Annotated in this window: 14 protein-coding genes and 2 tRNA genes; 7 read left to right on the top strand and 9 right to left on the bottom strand. The window is 36.8% G+C overall.

Annotated features, from left to right (window positions below):
* Positions 1-44: 44 nt before the first annotated feature.
* Entirely contained in the window at positions 45-1,694 is a 1,650-nt protein-coding gene (locus B4K26_RS01760) for an aminotransferase class I/II-fold pyridoxal phosphate-dependent enzyme (protein ID WP_296243169.1), read from the bottom strand.
* A gap of 526 nt (positions 1,695-2,220) precedes the next feature.
* On the opposite strand from B4K26_RS01760, the gene msrB reads away from it, so the two are divergent.
* The 4 genes from msrB to B4K26_RS01740 all read left to right on the top strand — a co-directional run bounded on the left by msrB (position 2,221) and on the right by B4K26_RS01740 (position 3,799).
* Entirely contained in the window at positions 2,221-2,643 is a 423-nt protein-coding gene (msrB, locus tag B4K26_RS01755) for a peptide-methionine (R)-S-oxide reductase MsrB (RefSeq protein ID WP_296243168.1), read from the top strand.
* Between the two features lie 131 nt (positions 2,644-2,774).
* A complete protein-coding gene (locus B4K26_RS01750) occupies positions 2,775-3,260 on the top strand; it encodes a glutathione peroxidase (protein WP_296243167.1) in 486 nt (161 codons plus the stop codon).
* Between the two features lie 348 nt (positions 3,261-3,608).
* Positions 3,609-3,684 (top strand) — tRNA-Val (locus B4K26_RS01745).
* A gap of 38 nt (positions 3,685-3,722) precedes the next feature.
* Positions 3,723-3,799, top strand: a tRNA-Asp gene (locus B4K26_RS01740).
* A gap of 345 nt (positions 3,800-4,144) precedes the next feature.
* Here the strand turns inward: B4K26_RS01740 and B4K26_RS01735 are convergent.
* The 8 genes from B4K26_RS01735 to B4K26_RS01700 form a co-directional block, all read right to left on the bottom strand.
* Positions 4,145-4,987 carry an McrC family protein gene (locus B4K26_RS01735; RefSeq protein ID WP_296243166.1) on the bottom strand — a complete coding sequence of 281 codons (843 nt, stop codon included), beginning with the start codon at positions 4,985-4,987 and terminating at the stop codon, positions 4,145-4,147.
* 275 nt (positions 4,988-5,262) lie between these two features.
* Positions 5,263-7,725, bottom strand: coding sequence for an effector-associated domain EAD1-containing protein (locus B4K26_RS01730; protein ID WP_296243165.1), 2,463 nt, complete (start codon positions 7,723-7,725; stop codon positions 5,263-5,265).
* The gene (locus B4K26_RS01725) at positions 7,718-8,563 is read right to left on the bottom strand and encodes a hypothetical protein (RefSeq protein ID WP_296243164.1); all 846 of its coding nucleotides are present in this window, start codon (positions 8,561-8,563) and stop codon (positions 7,718-7,720) included. The genes B4K26_RS01730 and B4K26_RS01725 overlap by 8 nt, the downstream gene beginning before the upstream one ends.
* On the bottom strand, positions 8,550-9,527 hold the full coding sequence (locus B4K26_RS01720) for a TRAFAC clade GTPase domain-containing protein (protein ID WP_296243163.1): 978 nt from the start codon (positions 9,525-9,527) through the stop codon (positions 8,550-8,552). Before B4K26_RS01720 ends, B4K26_RS01725 begins: the two co-directional genes overlap by 14 nt.
* 2 nt (positions 9,528-9,529) lie before the next feature.
* The gene (locus tag B4K26_RS01715) at positions 9,530-10,663 is read right to left on the bottom strand and encodes a GTPase-associated system all-helical protein GASH (protein ID WP_296243162.1); all 1,134 of its coding nucleotides are present in this window, start codon (positions 10,661-10,663) and stop codon (positions 9,530-9,532) included.
* A gap of 22 nt (positions 10,664-10,685) precedes the next feature.
* Positions 10,686-11,987 carry an effector-associated domain EAD1-containing protein gene (locus B4K26_RS01710; protein WP_296243161.1) on the bottom strand — a complete coding sequence of 434 codons (1,302 nt, stop codon included), beginning with the start codon at positions 11,985-11,987 and terminating at the stop codon, positions 10,686-10,688.
* An 862-nt stretch (positions 11,988-12,849) separates the two neighbouring features.
* Positions 12,850-13,128, bottom strand: coding sequence for a hypothetical protein (locus B4K26_RS01705; RefSeq protein WP_296243160.1), 279 nt, complete (start codon positions 13,126-13,128; stop codon positions 12,850-12,852).
* Between the two features lie 227 nt (positions 13,129-13,355).
* On the bottom strand, positions 13,356-13,565 hold the full coding sequence (locus B4K26_RS01700) for a helix-turn-helix domain-containing protein (RefSeq protein WP_045445187.1): 210 nt from the start codon (positions 13,563-13,565) through the stop codon (positions 13,356-13,358).
* Between the two features lie 136 nt (positions 13,566-13,701).
* On the opposite strand from B4K26_RS01700, the gene B4K26_RS01695 reads away from it, so the two are divergent.
* The 3 genes from B4K26_RS01695 to B4K26_RS01685 form a co-directional block, all read left to right on the top strand.
* Positions 13,702-13,917, top strand: a complete 216-nt coding sequence (locus B4K26_RS01695; protein WP_020442991.1) for a hypothetical protein — start codon at positions 13,702-13,704, stop codon at positions 13,915-13,917.
* Positions 13,918-13,919: 2 nt separating this feature from the next.
* Positions 13,920-15,095 (top strand): site-specific integrase, encoded by a 1,176-nt coding sequence (locus B4K26_RS01690; RefSeq protein WP_296243159.1) that lies wholly within the window; start codon positions 13,920-13,922, stop codon positions 15,093-15,095.
* Positions 15,096-15,213: 118 nt separating this feature from the next.
* On the top strand, positions 15,214-16,898 hold a 1,685-nt coding region (locus B4K26_RS01685; protein WP_296243158.1), incomplete at its 3' end, for a hypothetical protein.

The raw sequence follows: 16,898 nt of genomic DNA, 5'->3' as shown, positions 1-16,898 counted from the left end.
TTGATAAGCGTTTTTTTATGTCTATTTCTATGGTCAGGTAAACCTTAATCGGTACCAAATTGCTTACGTTTTTTGGCAAAAAAGCGATCTAGGCGATCCATCGCGTCTTCTAAATCATGTAAGTTTGGTAAAAATACCAGACGGAAGTGGTCAGGCGCGTCCCAGTTAAACCCAGTTCCCTGAACCATCAAGACATTTTCCTCGATCAATAAATCCATCATAAACTGCATGTCATCTTTGATAGGATAAACCTCAGGATCCATCTTTGGAAAGCAATAAAAGGCTCCTTGCGGCATGGTGCAAGAAATACCTTTGATGGCGTTAAGACGTGAAACGGCCAGTTCACGCTGCTTTGATAGCCGTCCTGATTTGGAAGTGAGCTCTTTCATACTTTGATAGCCGCCCATTGCCGTTTGAATCGCATATTGACCTTGAACGTTAGAACATAGGCGCATAGATGCCAGCATATCTAGGCCTTCGATAAAGTCGGCAGCATGGTCTTTTTTACCAGAAACCATCATCCAACCCGCTCGAAATCCAGCGATTCGGTGTGACTTTGACAGTCCATTGTAAGATAAAACAAGGACCTCATCGGTTAAGGTGCTCATTGGCGTATGCGCCATATCATCATAGAGAATGCGGTCGTAAATCTCATCGGCCATGATGATTAAATCATGCTCTTTTGCGACCTCGATAATTTGCAACAGTACCTCATCACTATAAAGAGCGCCCGTTGGGTTATTAGGATTAATAACCACAATGCCTTTTGTCTTAGGCGTGATTTTGGCTTTGATGTCTTCGATATCAGGATGCCAATTGTCGTCTTCATTACAGCGATAATGCACCGCTGTACCGCCAGCTAAATTAGCCGCTGCCGTCCAAAGCGGGTAGTCAGGCATTGGCACAAGGACTTCGTCGCCATCATTCATCAAAGCTTGCATGGTCATCACAATCAGTTCAGAGACGCCGTTGCCCAAATAAACATCGCGAACATCAACAGCTGATAGTAGACCCTTGGATTGATAATACTGCAAGACCGCTTTACGGGCAGCAAAAATCCCTTGAGAGTCTGAATATCCAGTTGCTTCTGGCAGATTCATTGCCACATCACGCAAAATCTCGTGCGGCGCTTCTAGGCCAAAAGGGGCAGGGTTGCCAATATTAAGCTTTAAAATACGTTTGCCTTCAGCTTCCATTTTATTGGCCGTCTGCAAAAGAGGACCACGAATGTCATAGCAAACGTTTTGTAATTTATCGGATTTTTTAATTGGATTCATAGCGTGACCACTTATCGGGTTGTTTTGTGGGTTTGTTATTGGAGTAGAGGTTGTGGCTGTTTTTATAATTGACGCTGTCTGAGCGGAAGCTCTTCGATTGGGTAGCGATTCATTTTCATTATCAGCAGGCACACTTCTATTTGAATCTGCATTGTTGTCCATGTCATTTTGCAGCTCACCACGCAATAGATAGCCTTCGCTACAACCTAAGATACGAGCTAGCGTTGGTAGCTTCGATGACACAATACCATTGGTACCGCGCTCCCAATTAGAGATAGCACCGCGACTGACCTTTGCACCTGCTGCAGTCATCGCTTGCGCCAATTGCTCGGCGGTCATGCCTTTATCGCGGCGTAGCTGTACCAATCGTTCAGCTTGCGTGCCTTTATTAGCCTGTGAAATCTCGCTATCAGCCATAATTGAAACCTCTTATTAAATATAATCTAGTACTAATGCAAGATATTATTGCATATGATATCTTAATGCAAGTATAAATATGAGTAATAGTTTCAATATTTTAACGTAGGCATTAATTTGCAAGAATAACTTGCAAATCCTATTTTTAATTTAGTTCCTCTATATTTCTGTGTTGCTTGAACCATCTTCATTTCGTAAATGACGCATTAATAAGACAAGACAATCAATGTACTCGTTTAATAAAGTTACAACTTTACTCATTCAAGCGACAAGAGAATTTGTTATATTTTAAGCCTCTACATTTTTCTTATTTCGCAAACACTCGTGCTAGCCGCTGACTTATATAATCCATATGATTAGCACACTTATACATTGAATTTTTAAACATTATGATTTTAAATTATGCCTTGAATAGTCGGTCAATAAACAGCAGATAAAGTCTGTCGTTGTTATAAAAGTAAACGATAAATTTGTGAGTAGACGACATTCAACAAATGAGATAACCGACTTATAATAAGGATTAATAATGCAAGACAATCAATTGAGCAAAGAAGAAATCAGCCAACTGACCGAAGCAGATTGGAAAGAGCGCCTAAGTGCTGATGAGTATCACGTAATGCGTGAGAAGGGTACAGAACGTCCGTTTACTGGCGTTTATAATGATGTCAATGATAAAGGGGTGTATCGCTGTAAAGGCTGCGGTGCGAGTCTGTTTGAATCGGACAGTAAGTTTGATGCAGGATGTGGCTGGCCAAGCTTCGATCAGAGTATAGATAATAGCGCTATCGATGAGCATGAAGACAATTCGCTTGGCATGCGCCGTACCGAGGTAACCTGTAGCAATTGCGGCGCGCATTTAGGACACGTATTCCCTGACGGGCCGCGCGAAACCACTGGCATGCGCTACTGTATTAACTCAGTGTCTATCGATTTGGATAAAGCTGAATAATAAGTATCAATATAGTTAATGTTTTAGCTAAAATTAGAATGAGAAAAGGGAAGTACGTGGTGCTTCCTTTTTTCTTATCAATGCGCAAATTTATGATAAAAATAATAAAACAATCAAGTTAAGGATGAATCATGAGCACTATCTACGATTTTACCGCTGAACGTATGGATGGCACCTCGCAAGCCTTTTCTGACTATAAAGGTAAAGTATTATTAATCGTCAATACCGCCAGTAAATGTGGTTTTACCCCGCAGTTTGAAGGGCTAGAGGCGCTATATCAACAATATAAAGACCGAGGAATGGTCGTTATTGGATTTCCTTGTAATCAATTTGGCGCTCAAGACCCTGGGACTAATGATGAGATTGGCGCGTTTTGCCAAAAGAATTATGGCGTTAGCTTTCCGATGATGGCAAAGGTAGAAGTTAATGGAGATAATGCCCATCCAATATTTACATGGTTAAAAAATCAAAAGGGCGGCCTACTAACGGACGGTATTAAATGGAATTTTACTAAGTTCTTAATTGGGACAGATGGTCAGGTCATTGACCGTTATGCGCCAACCACCAAACCTGAAGCACTTAAAGCAGATATCGAGCGGGCGCTAGCAGCTAAATAAATGATAAGCTAAAAAAATATTGATTTTCTATAAAATATAAAACTAATAAAAACAAAAGCTTGCTTTTATTACTACTAAATTAAGAAAAAATACGCCAGAAAATAGTAAATAAGGTTTGACAGCCATGTGTAAATGTATATAATACACACCCACAGAGCGAGGCTTTATTTAGTTATCCTCTGTTGAAAGTTATTCAAAGAGTGACAACTTTGAATGTTAAAACTTTTAGAAAATCCTATTTAAAGGATTTCAGTAATACCTAGTTTGGATGCGTCGTTTCCTAGAATTTACGACAATGTAAATTCTCTTGCGCTCAGACGAAGCAGTACTTCGTTTTATCCTCACTCAGGGTGATTAGCTCAGTTGGTAGAGCGTCTGCCTTACACGCAGAATGTCGGCGGTTCGAGCCCGTCATCACCCACCACTTATTGGCAAGTGGCAAAACATGCTAAGACGACCTAAGCAGCGGTAGTTCAGTTGGTTAGAATACCGGCCTGTCACGCCGGGGGTCGCGGGTTCGAGTCCCGTCCGCTGCGCCATATTTAAAACGAATTTAAACTCTCGAGTTTAAGCAAGTTTCGCCTCAAGTATTAGTTTACTTGAGGTTTTTTTGTGTCTAATTTTTCTTTTAGAGCTTTTGTCTATAAGGTCTTGGCGCTTTCCCTCGATTGGTCTTTACGGAATGGTCTACTCTTTAACAATGCATAAATGATAATTTTTTATGCATGCATTCTGCCTTTTGGATATCGGTGACCAAGTGCTCAGTGACCAAACGGTGACCATTTTGTGACCAAGGTTGTTAAAAGTTGCTAACGGTAACTGATCGCCAATTTTTATGCTTATCGATAAGTTTGGGAGCTTAAAGGATTAGCCTCAAACTAAGTTTAAGATAAAGACAGAAACCTTTCTATCCATTCACCGATAACCACTTTGTCAGTTTCAATACAAAATGGTATAGCCCACAATCTCAATTCTTCTGCTAAATAAAAACACTCCAAAGGTATTTCGAACTGATGATGCTTAGGATAAATCAGCATCATGTCCCCACACCCGTTCAGATATTTATAACCATAAGCAAATAACTGATAAATATCCGACTGACTGATATTGAAATTGTTATCACTGTTATTGAAGCTTATTAACTTCCATTTAGTATCAAGTACATGGTGATTTCTTCTTTCTTTACTGATTAATAGATCAGGTTTTAATTGAAAGCGCGGTTTTAAACCTTTTTGGTTATTCACCATGTGCTTACTAGAAGCTTGTGTTGTTAGTTGCCAGGGCGCCTTAATATCTCGTCGTAGGCATCTTGCTACATACTTTTCGAACAAAATTTCCATTGGGAATAACAATGCAATACCCCTGTGCTCTCCCTTTTGAAAGTTTGGATTAAGCTTTTCAAGTATTAGCTGGCACCATGGCTTTATTGATCGGTAGGATTGCAGTATTTCGATATCTGACCATTTGGGCATTGAGTTTAGAGGCTCTCTAAGACTCGTTATAGGGTCTAAGATATGTGATAGCTCATTGGCCAGTCGCCAGTTCTCAGAACTCCTACAGTGCTGCTGTACGTAATCCAATGCCGTTTTAATTAATTGGTTCTCAAGTCGATTTGGATGATAGACATCATGACTAATATGAAAAAGATAAGCTCGGCCAACCGTTTGCCTTTGTTGAACTGCAATATCAAGCTGGCCACGAATAAATCTAATTTCTTCGATAGTCAAATCTGGCCCAAGAGGCTATAGTAGATACTAAACAAAAATGTCATGCCCATTATCTATCCGCAAAGCTGATAAAAATTTTCTGGCTTTCTGTGCCTACGCAGACAGAGGCTGCAAAAATTTCCATCAGCTTCGATGTAACATTTTTAGAGTGTGTTTACTATACCAACTTCTTTAACAAATATAAAAACTGTTAGTATATCCCTTCATGGATAGGTAATAGGTTGTTACGCCACAACAGATAGACAATGTATATTCTTATGCTTGGATTAAATGCTTTACATATTTCTATCACCAATTAATGTTTTAAAATACTTTAATTCTTTATTATTCGGATATTCTTCTAATATAATATCGACTAAAGTTGTTAAACCTCCTTCGATTTTACCTTTACTTGCTTTCCTTATTGCCTTGTTCCACTGTTCACCGTGAGTTCCTTTCGAACTTAAATGTCTTCTTTTTCCACCCGCATTTTCCCAAATTATTTGTAAAGATTCAGAATCGTCTAGATTAGCGCATACTTCTGCAAATTGAGAGAGAATAAAACTATCGGGTATTTCTCCAGTACTATTTTTAGAACTGAATAAATAATTATATTTTTTGATCTGCGGTAATAGCTCATAGCATTGTACCAAAGCTTCATTAGATAATGGCTTGCTCTTACGTAATTCATATAGTGTAAGACTCAATTTCTTCCAATTTCTTGAGCTTATATACTCACCCAGTATCTTACCGTATGAACTCCAGTCATTATCAGTGTAATAATGTAGAATAGTCATCACTTCAGATTCACTAAGGTCGGCTTTCCAATTTATTAAAAAATTAATTATCTTAGGAGCTACTTTTGAATTTAGATACTTAGTTTTTATACTTTTTTGAACATACTCATCTTCAAGGTCATTAATATTATTCTCAACAATATACTGACTTAGTATATCCAGTAACACATTAGAATCATTATTATTTAACCTCTCCCATTCAAAGCCCTTTCTTAATTTATAGAGAGTTCGTTCTGCTAGATTGAATTTAAATTCACTATCTGCTATTGATGCAATCAATCCATATACTTCCTCACCGTTTGAAGCGCTAAGTAAAATTTTATCTAACTCCGTATCTCTGACGGTTGTCTGTGGTATTGATATACCATTACTATAGCCAATAGATAATATATGCTTATCTATTGTTTCTTCTAACTCTAAATATTGCAATAAATCTTCAATTAGTTCATGCATACTCATTAGATACTCAAGTATACGACTATCATCCAAGCTTCTAAAAACAATTAAACTATCTTTAGCACCATATAGTTCAAATAAATACCTAAAACCCATAATATTGTTATTTTGAAATGATAACACTTCTATAAATGCCAGCGTCGATTCTTCTAATTTATAAACACACCACGCGTATATCTTCGGCCATCTTTTCGCATTCGAAAAGTCCTTAAGAAGATTTAATTGCTGATTATCTAATTCTTTTAGTAACAAACGCTCAAGTAATTCGCTTTCAATATTATTTAAAATGGCTTCATGAGATAAAAAGGACAGCTCTTTACTTACTATGAGTTCAATGGCTTGCTCAAGCCATTCTATAGACAGGGTGTTAATACCTTTTGATATGCCTACTTTTAAAGACTGATACCACCAGTTATTCTCTTTAGAATCAATTTTAATTAGTAGGTTATACCTATCTTGCTCTGACCATGAAGTAAATTCGTTCTTTACGTAGGTTTCTAAAGCTTGTGACAAATTTTTAACCTTACACATTTTTTTAAATTCTAAGTTTCGCATTCTCATCGCTTCAGACAGATTAATCTGACTAAAGTTATTAACAATATAATTTAATACTTCATTGAGATATGTATTCCAATAGTTTTCAGTATCTATAAAAGATAAGATATTTCTAACTAGATCGATTGCGATTGATGTAGATGGTTCATTAATGAACGTATCTAATAAATTAGCTGTTCTTGATAGTTTTTTTAACCGTTTTAATGCAGGTTCATTTAAAGCTAGGGTTGATTCTAGCAACTTCTTAAGCGTATCATCATCACGATTTATAAGGTATTTAATGGCCTTGTCAGATGGTTCATCATGGTTACTGATAGTATTATTAGTAATACTATCAAGTTCAATAGGAATGTAAGGAGACTTCCATTGAAGCGCTCTTGACTTGATAGACACAGTCACTTCGAAATCATCAATAGACAGTACAGACTGGGGAGGGTTTAACTTAACTCTACATACTAAATCCCTTCGTGCTTGAGGCCATAGTCCTTGCCAAAGCTCATTAATAAGAGTGGAAAATACCAGTAAATTCTCTATGATTAATATAGGTTTTGGTTGTAGAATTAGCGATTGAAAAAAAAATTCTAACTGCGAACTTGAAATAGTTGGCAATTCATTTATGCCGGCAATAAACGTTAAAATTTCCGTTAAATCATTTATTTTAATAGCCTCTTCTACAGGCATTAAAGCAACCTGACTCTTGACCATACCCCCTCTAGACGCTTTATCATCTGGGTAAATACACCATATACACCAAAAATCATCGAAGACATCACATCCAATAACAGGATACCAAACGGTATCTGCTGATAAATAACCAGCAGGCTTATCAGTGACAGATAAAAGCTGATTAGGTAGTTTTATCTTAGAATTCGTACATCCAATGAGTTGATGCTTATTGTCCTTCGCACCATACGATGCATAAATAGGATAGATTGCGTCTGTATTAATCATCAAGTAACCACTTGATAGGTAAAGTTAAGTCTGCATCTTTATTGTTTAAGGTTTCGTTAGGTGCTATTACCCACCCTTGATTCTCAGCACCTTCATCAATAAAATCATCGTCATTAGAATCTGGTTTTAAGTCTTTTCCAAGTGCTGATAACCCCCATATACTTAAGCTATTCTTCTCCCAATTGGATAATAAAAACGAGGCCAATAAAGGAAGCCTTTTCTCTAGGACGTTATTTGGTGTTACCTCATCAGCGTCCAATTCATCATAACAAGACAACAAAACAGCTATTTTAGGTTGTTTTACTTTTTTACTAGTACCTATCTTTGATAGGTGTAATAAGATCTGTAGCTTCTCTACCCAGTAGGCATTTGCGTCCCAACCGCTTGAGGTGGCTGGCTCATCTTGTTTTTTTGGCCTAGTATTATTAGGTAGCTTGTCTAAAAAATCTGGATAGGTAAGCTCTTCGGCTAAACGTATAATAATAAGCCATCTATTACTACTCTCTAGTTGCTCTTTCCACTGCTCACTCATTGAACGGGTTGAAAAAATTGTATCCCACTGCTCACCTGCATACTCTGGCCAATTTATAATAAATTCATGATTATTATCATTAACAATGGGTAGTTCAAGACTATCCCACGTTTCAGCAACAGTATGACCTGCAACATTACCCTGACTTAAAGCCTCTAATACTTCACCAAGCATCTCAAGGTTTGCAGGTGTTTTACTAATTTTTAATGCGCTATCAGTCTCTTGTAAACGACCATAAAGCTGACCTGCAAATTGTGTCTTTCCGCTGTTGGCGCGACCAATGACTAAAACATTATTGTTGGGCATTGTTCCCTCGATACGACATAAATGACGTATTATCTATAATAGGGGTAGTAATAGCTAAAGAATTTTTTGAAATATCATGCTCTTTTAATAATGCATGCAAGACATTGGTTACAGAGTCTGGCTCCTGTATGGATACTTCATGTTGCTTGGCATGTGGTATGTTTTTCAAAAGCTTATCAACGATAGTTTCTTTAATTTTCATTGGTATTGGGTTGTTTTCTAATTCGTCAGTCTTTGTCCACACTAAAAATGTTGGTTTACCTTTGGCAAAAGGTGAAAGCCTCTGAAATAAATTAATTAAGTCGCCTCTTGCTTTGCCTCTATCACTTCCAGATAATTTTTTACAGTCTGCTGTGATAATAAGTAGATCTGAATTAATCGCCGTCCATTGAGCACCTTCAGCATTACTATCTTCAGCATTCAATGCCCATGTTGTAAACCACTCTCCAGGAGCATCAGTAAGTAACAAATCAACTAGCTCGCCTGTATTGTCTCTTAGAGCCAAATGTAATAATCCTGGCATTCTTTCAGCTTGACGAGACGTATGTGGAGGAAAAGTAGATTTCGAAGTATCAAGCCTTGGCCATGAAGATAGGTTTTCCCAAGCCCCTAAAGTTTTAGAGCCTGCAAATGTATAAGTCAGCTCAATACCTCTGCGTATATGGTTTAGATAAGCAATTAATAAAAATGTGGTCTTTCCAGTGTTATGAGATCCCAATACACCAACAGTTAGACTTCTATCCCTCGCCTGTAGTAATCTTAAGTCTTGCACTCCTAATGTGTTACCTGACCACAAAACTCCATATTCATTCGATTCAGGTATATCTGTAATATCATCATTTTCATGAGTATAAAATTCACAGTCACATGGTGCATCCTCACCCATAGCACAAGATTCACCATCTTCAATATGGCATGAATCATTAGTACAACTTCTTACAGGTGAAATTTTATCAATAGTCATAGTCAGCTCGATAATTGTTGCTTGGCAGATTCTTGTCTAAAAATTGCCTGCGCTAATTCAGGTAGACTGATTTGTGTATCTTTAGGAACAGCTAATTTAGCGATAGCCTCATCCGTATCCATAGTTTTACCCTGAAGCGCTGTAACTACCAAATCATTAAATAGCCAACTACCTTTTGATACTGAATGAAATTTCTCAATAACCAGTTCTGGAATCTTAGTTGTATTCGCTGAGTAGTACTCCCAAATCGCTTTGAGTGAAAACTTAGTCTCGAAATCGATATTAGGTAATTGAGCTAAGGTTTCAGCCAATAAATAGGAAACACTTGCTGGTGGTGCTTCTTGTAATGCACACAACAAGTCATTAGTCATAATAACTAATGCATCTTTAGGAGCAAACGCTCTATAGCTTTTATTCGAATTAGATGAGTAAAGAGACTTACTCCACCACAAAGTATCAAGCTTTAGATTTTCATTAGCGGCAATATGATTTTTTACAGTATTTTCATACTCTTTAAGACGTCGATATTGCTCTTGATATTGGCTTTCTCGTTGGGTAAAGTCTTCAGAAATTTTATTATATATGGTTTCAAAATCATGAATTTCCGCTAAGTCATCACTTGCTTTAAAGTCAGGAAGCTTTCTTGGAAATGGAGTTTTAATATCCTCTATAGTTTTAATAAGATTTAGGCTTGAATACTCTTCACTTTCTTTAGCCCAATTTTGGAAGATACTATCAAATACTGTGCCTTCATTACCAAATTTGATAAAAGGAAGCATATCAGCAATAGTGTTCCATAAGATATAGGCAATTCTACCTTTAGCTGTTTTACTTATTCGATCACAAGCCTCTAATAGCATTGACCTATAAATAAGAATTGGAGCATCATCATATACCGTATTTGCCGACTTCCACGTTTGTAATAAGCTTGCTTCTGCAAGTTTAATAGCAGTATCATCTGCCAATATACCATTATTCATACTTGCTAACACTGCAGGAATCAATAATGACTCGTCACTTTTAAGTTCATCTACTAGCAAAGATGTGGCATCAACAATTTTATCGAAACGGGTGTCATCACCATTTAGCTTATCAATTAAACCTAAGTGATTCATCGCATCTAATACGTTTGGCATCGTGTCTGCTCCAAAATTGTAATTAATATAAGTCTAACAAGGATTTAATAACTGAATTGTGAGGATACTCTTTATAAATAGCTTGCAAAAGAGCTTGTGGGGTAACTTGTGCGCCCTGATTAACTTTTTTCCAGATTGTATGCCAACGATTTAGTGGTCGAGATTTAGCTTCCAAATCACTCAGTCTACCTCCAGCCTGTTCCCATAAAACTTGCGTTTCCTCAAAATTTGGATACAAATCAGCAAGGTACTCAATAATTTCAGTAGATTTTGGATTTGAATGAGATATCGATTCTTTCTTAATGTTATTGCTTGAAAATAGAAAATCACTGTTACGTAGTAATAAAATTAGTAACTCTGCCGATGCGCGTGCAGCAAAGATACGATAACGATCATCTTTATATGTGTCAGCAAAATCTGAAACTCCTTTCGCCAAAATAAAAGGTAAGTTATACGCTTCTGCTGATGCTGCGAGCCCGCTTCCTTCCATATCTAAACCCAACACCTTTCTCATAAAGCTAGAAAAACTATTAAAGATACCATCATCTTCAGTAACAGTAGCGCCAGTAGCAATAGGGGCTACATGTACAGAAAACTCAGAGGCTTTTGGTAGTTCTTTAGGATTCAATATTATTAAATTTTGAATATGCTCTTCACCTAACACGGTCAACTTAGTTGGTTTATCAACCCAGCCTTTATTCCAAAGTCTTTGAATAACTTCTGACCAGTTGGGACAATTTTCATCAAAATCAGTTTGTTCAACAGGGTTTTTCTTATTCAATAAATGCTTTAAAACCCAGTTCTCTTGCTCTTCTAAGGATAACTGCGGCTTCAAATTCATCCAAGATGAGTCTTGATTTTTAAACACGGATTTCATGCGTTGCATATTTTGAACAATTAGTTCACTAGGTTTGTATGGCAACATATCACCTTGGAATACTTCTTTGCCGTTTTCAACAATTTTTTTGCCTGCATCATATGACCACAAGCGATCTGCAAAGATCACATCTCCAAGTTCAGTTTTATTTCGTCTTCCGGCACAAATACCACTCATAGCAAGACATTTCGGTTTTAACTGACTTATTATTGTTCCCACTACAGCTTGCGTGCTTTCCCTTCCCATTGATGCGACCCAAGTTGCACAAATACTAATCATCGAATCTGAGCTTGTCTTAAATGTAGCATAAGCGGCATTCCGACCATTATCTAAATTAAACTCTCTCCATTCTTCATGGATACCATTGTTGACTTGTAAGAGCTGATCGAATTCATCTTTTAAAGCGCACATTATTAAAATGTCGACATTAGAGGGGTTTGAGTACATGTGAGATCCTAGCCTTAATTTTTAAAAATTTATAGTTTAACACTACTCCAAACAGCTGCAATACGTTTGTCGGCATTAGTGTGAAAAAGAGTTTTCAGGCTATTAGCTTTTGCCTAGCTACTACGGGGTTGCTTGCCAACCTCTCTTATAAATTGAAAACTAAAAATTATATTATCGTAAGTCTTATAAATTCAGTATTACTTATCAATGACTACTAAATTTCAATATTTTATAATATAACAAAACCCTACAAAAATTGATATGTAGAGTAATCAAACACGTCAATTTTTGTCGTATCTAGCTAAGTTAAGCCTAAAAAATATTTAGAAATAGCTTAAAGTAGCTTTACTATAGAAAATGTGTAAGCGGTTATATTGCAAGCTCGATATCTGATGAAAGTGAGTCTGTTGTATGATAAATTGACACTCTTATAAAAAATTAGTTAATCATGAAAAACTAAAAAGCCAATTAATCGAGAGGTTAATTGGCTTTTTAGTACATCTCAAATTATTATCTACCAACTGTAAGCTGCCCACCGGAAAAGCTAATACATGATTCACAGAACCAAGATGATTGTTTTCTGATATAAGGTATATCCGCTGGTACATCAAGTTGATACGGCCGTCCACAGTACTCACAGTGAACATCATCTAAGTAAGCCTGGCACTCCGCTAATACGCCAAACAAAATATGATAATCGATATGGTATTGTCTGCAGAGTAATTCTATATACTCTACATACCGCCCATCATGCCCGTATGCCCAATAGTCTTCACATAGTTGTATGTCGGACTGATCTGCATTAGCGCCGAAAATAAGTTTTAAGCTCATGGTTATCTCCAAACCAAGTAGTTGACGTTAATCACAACGAATAAGGAATCTCGTAATGATTCATAATGGCCAAAAACTTGGTCTCAAGATTCGTTAAGGTATAACGATTCAGCGCTAATCCTTCATTTAGCTCTCGTTGCACCCATATCCTGACTGCTTCATTATTATAAAATATCGGATTGACGCCTAGCATCTTTGCTAGTTGTGAACCCTGTTGTATTTGCAGGTTTACCATAAGTTTGGTAGATAGCGATATTGCTTCGGCGCTTAACCAGATTGAAGCATGCGGCGTTTTAATAAATGTGTTCATGTATAATCTCCTGTAGATTAATATTTATTTCTGTTAGTCGTAATGACTTCCTACAGATTAAATTATACATACATTTTGAGCTATTGCAACTTAAAATAATCTTCTATAGAGCTTTTCGTTATTTAACAGAACATTCAGCCTATTTGAGAAACTATAGTTTGCTGCATATTGTTTGGTGTAATAACTGATAAGCGCAGCGTTGTCTCGGGTTCTAAAAGAAGAGAGGTTTATTCTTCTTCCTTAACTATCTCATAAAGGTCGCCCACTTCAATATCCAAATATAAACATAGCTTCTCGACAACTTCTAGATCCACTCTTGTGGCTTCTTCGTTATACATGCGTGTAATTGTGCCTCTGTTGACATCAGTATCTCTAGATACATCAGCAATCTTTAGTCTTTTCTCACCCATAATTCTAGATAAATTGCACTTCACCATAACCTCCTCCATATTAAAACAATCTACTGTAGATAAAAATGTCTTGCAAAAGATTATTTTTAGTGTAAATTATGTTCTATAGCAGGTCATAAAGCTATCGGACAATAACACTTTAATCTTTAGTAAGGATTTTACTATGAGTTATACCTATTTAACAACCGAAGAGCTGTCACAACGTATTAAATATGACAGCAAGACCATACGCAACCAACTTAAAGATGCGGTATTTATTGAGGGCGTTCATTACATCAAACCCTTTGGAGGTAGAAAGATCCTTTTTATATGGCAAAAGATTGAGGAGCTGATGCTGACAGGCTACGACGATACCATTCCATTTGCAGCGGGAGCGTAATCATGGCGAGTATCAATAGCCGTAATGGCAACCTGTATGTAGATTTCCGATACATAGGTCAACGTTGTAGAGAGCAAACCTTACTGGCAGACACTAAGCCTAATCGAAAGCGTCTAGAAAATTTCGTTAGCAAAATGGAGGCAGATATTCAATTAGGTAGTTTTCGCTATGAAAACTACTTCCCGCAAAGTAAAAAGCTTGAGCAGTTTCAAAGCTTAGAGCTTATGAGGTCAACGAATAGTCATAAGGACTCAAGCTCAAGATTTGATAGCTTTAGCAAAGTTTGGTTAGAGGAGAAAAAGCCGGAATGGCGGGATTCTCAAATAAGTAATGTGGAAGATATATTTAGAATTTACCTCATTCCTCATTTTGGTAATGTACCGCTAAATACCATTAGCAAAGCCAAAATCATGACTTTTCGAGGCAAGTTAGTCAAAGATGGTAATAACAGACGAACTTTATCAGCGTCTCGCATTAATCATATCATGACGCCATTACGTATGGTGCTGACCGAAGCCTCTGAGCGTTTTGATTTTGACAGCCCTTGGAAGAATATAAAACCACTCAGTGAGCCTAAAAGTAATGTCAGTCCTTTTACTCTAGAAGAGGTCATGCTCATTATCAATAACGTGAGAGCAGATTATAAGCCTTACTATGTCGTACGATTTTTTACAGGTATGCGAACAGGTGAGATTGATGGCTTGCCTTGGAAAAATATAGATTTTGAACGCCGACAAATCATCGTTGATCAGGCAGTCGTAAATGGTGTCATAGGCGAAACTAAAACCTCAGGTTCGAATCGTATCATTCAGATGAACCAACTGGTTTATGATGCATTAATTGGTCAGCAGAAACTAACTAAACATCTAAGTGAGTTCGTGTTCTGCACAAAAGCGGGCACCCCTTTGAATCATCGTAATGTGACAAAGCGAGTTTGGTATCCGTTACTACGATATTTAGAGCTTGATAAGCGAAATCCTTACCAAAGTAGACATACCGCTGCAACTCTTTGGCTTGCTGCTGGTGAGTCGCCTGAATGGATTGCTGCGCAAATGGGTCATAGCAACACAAAAATGCTATTCACAGTGTATTCTCGATATGTGCCAAACCTAACTCGTCAAGACGGAAGTGCTTTAGATAAGCTACTGATAGCACGAGGAATACTACAAAACGTATGAAAAAGCCTATACTTAACAAAAAGACATCCAAACAGGTGTCTTTTTTCATTTTTATAGCTGGATGCTTTATATAAACGGAGCTACAGTTAAGGAAATAGTTTACAATGGTTACAGAACAATGACTGATGAAGATAATCGCTCTAAAAATATCGAAGAATGGCTACAAAAAAACATTGTTGATTTTTCTGATCCTAACAGCGATGAAGCTTTATCTTTAATAACTGAGGTAAAGTTCTTGAAAAACACTTTGCCTGTACAATTTAGATCTGCCTTTAACAGTCAGTATAGTGCTTTAAGTGAATGGATAAAAACAAAGGATATAGTTTCTACTTTAACTGAAACAGAGAAAATACAGATATATGAAAGCGGTATTGACCAGAAAAACTTCCTAAAAAACTTAAAAACACGTCATAAGTATCTCAAAAATCTCTACCTCATTACTTTTTTAGCCAGTCGTTCAGACTCACCAAAAATAAATAACATTCGTTCTCTCTACTTTTTTCTCTGTCTTAAAATGGTTGAGTTGACTGATTATGATAGTAGGATTGAGACCACACTTGATGAATGCCGGTTTTTAACCAGTAATATTCGTGAATTCTTAGTTCCATTTTTGCCAGACATAACACAGTTTGAGAGTCTGCGACATATTCAGGATAATCTTATCCAAGCCCAAAATAACGACAATTACACCAGATGGCTTAATAACTCCCCTGATACCTTTGAGTCGGAAATAAAAAGGTATGGAAGCAAGTTACTGGATAAAAATACATTATTTCCTTCCAACGATGCTAGAAATGATATTAATGAGCGTATAGCCCAATATCTTTACGAGTATATTCTACCGATTGACAACTACTTCAAAAATGATTCTGGTATTACTCGAGTAACCAGCACCCCTTATCGGGTTATTAGTGGTCCCTCATATTATGACGACACGACAGGAAACATAATCAATGATCTAGCAAATATCTCTGAATCTACAAGTAATACAGATGCTTTTGAAGCTGGTGAACGCCAAGATAATGAGCAGGAATCCTTTGAGCAAGTAACTATAGATAATCCAAGTAACTATTATTTAGATCTGGTAAAAGCAGAAGGCCAATCAAACAGTCGTCGAAAAAATGCGATGAATCAGGTCACTGATGTTAATACAGCACATGAAGATGAAATAAAAAGATTGGTCGAATATATAGCTAGCAAACTAAGCAACCTTGATTTTTTATCTATTGATAAAGAGTACGAATATGAGCATGAATATGAAGAGGGAAAGTTTAAATTCGATATATCTGATCAATCCGCATTATATCTATACATGCTATTACTGACAGGTATTCATGACATATATACTTCTGAGCAGTTAAAGCTTGGATCTAACGGTTATCGCTACCAACTCACATTTTGTCCAGCACGTAGCCATATCAATAATGACTGGGATAAATCGTTATGTGCTTATAAATCAGATAAGCTTAATAAGCCAGACAGGCTATATGTTTTCATGCCGTACCCGTTAGGTGCGATGCATGTTGAAATGGTTGAAAGTACTGATGATAAAATAAGAGACTCTATTCATGAAAAAGCAAAAGAGGATCTCCGTAAACTCAATAAAGAGTTTGGAATAAGGCTGAGCATAAATAAAGTTAGAAACTATTTGCCTCACTATTTATCTCAAAAAAGTACAGATAAAGCACTTATAGAAGTATTGACCAACTGTCCTGTTCATCACCTTTCAGCACTACCTTATTATAATGTCAGTCAATATGATTTATTTCGATGCCAACGGGACTATAGTCAGTTCAAAATAAA

Source organism: Psychrobacter sp. UBA6766, from assembly GCF_002453355.1.
Taxonomy (GTDB): domain Bacteria; phylum Pseudomonadota; class Gammaproteobacteria; order Pseudomonadales; family Moraxellaceae; genus Psychrobacter.
The sequence above is the reverse complement of the archived record's forward strand: the minus strand, read 5'-3'. Positions and strand labels throughout refer to the sequence as shown.

Excerpts from the sequence above, each read along its gene's own strand:
- B4K26_RS01750 (WP_296243167.1), top strand. The coding sequence starts at position 2,775 with ATGAGCACTATCTACGATTTTACCGCTGAACGTATGGATGGCACCTCG.
- B4K26_RS01720 (WP_296243163.1), bottom strand. The coding sequence starts at position 9,527 with ATGACTATTGATAAAATTTCACCTGTAAGAAGTTGTACTAATGATTCA.
- B4K26_RS01730 (WP_296243165.1), bottom strand. The coding sequence starts at position 7,725 with ATGATTAATACAGACGCAATCTATCCTATTTATGCATCGTATGGTGCG.
- B4K26_RS01725 (WP_296243164.1), bottom strand. The coding sequence starts at position 8,563 with ATGCCCAACAATAATGTTTTAGTCATTGGTCGCGCCAACAGCGGAAAG.
- msrB (WP_296243168.1), top strand. The coding sequence starts at position 2,221 with ATGCAAGACAATCAATTGAGCAAAGAAGAAATCAGCCAACTGACCGAA.
- B4K26_RS01760 (WP_296243169.1), bottom strand. The coding sequence starts at position 1,694 with ATGGCTGATAGCGAGATTTCACAGGCTAATAAAGGCACGCAAGCTGAA.
- B4K26_RS01710 (WP_296243161.1), bottom strand. The coding sequence starts at position 11,987 with ATGTACTCAAACCCCTCTAATGTCGACATTTTAATAATGTGCGCTTTA.
- B4K26_RS01690 (WP_296243159.1), top strand. The coding sequence starts at position 13,920 with ATGGCGAGTATCAATAGCCGTAATGGCAACCTGTATGTAGATTTCCGA.
- B4K26_RS01695 (WP_020442991.1), top strand. The coding sequence starts at position 13,702 with ATGAGTTATACCTATTTAACAACCGAAGAGCTGTCACAACGTATTAAA.
- B4K26_RS01705 (WP_296243160.1), bottom strand. The coding sequence starts at position 13,128 with ATGAACACATTTATTAAAACGCCGCATGCTTCAATCTGGTTAAGCGCC.
- B4K26_RS01715 (WP_296243162.1), bottom strand. The coding sequence starts at position 10,663 with ATGCCAAACGTATTAGATGCGATGAATCACTTAGGTTTAATTGATAAG.
- B4K26_RS01700 (WP_045445187.1), bottom strand. The coding sequence starts at position 13,565 with ATGGTGAAGTGCAATTTATCTAGAATTATGGGTGAGAAAAGACTAAAG.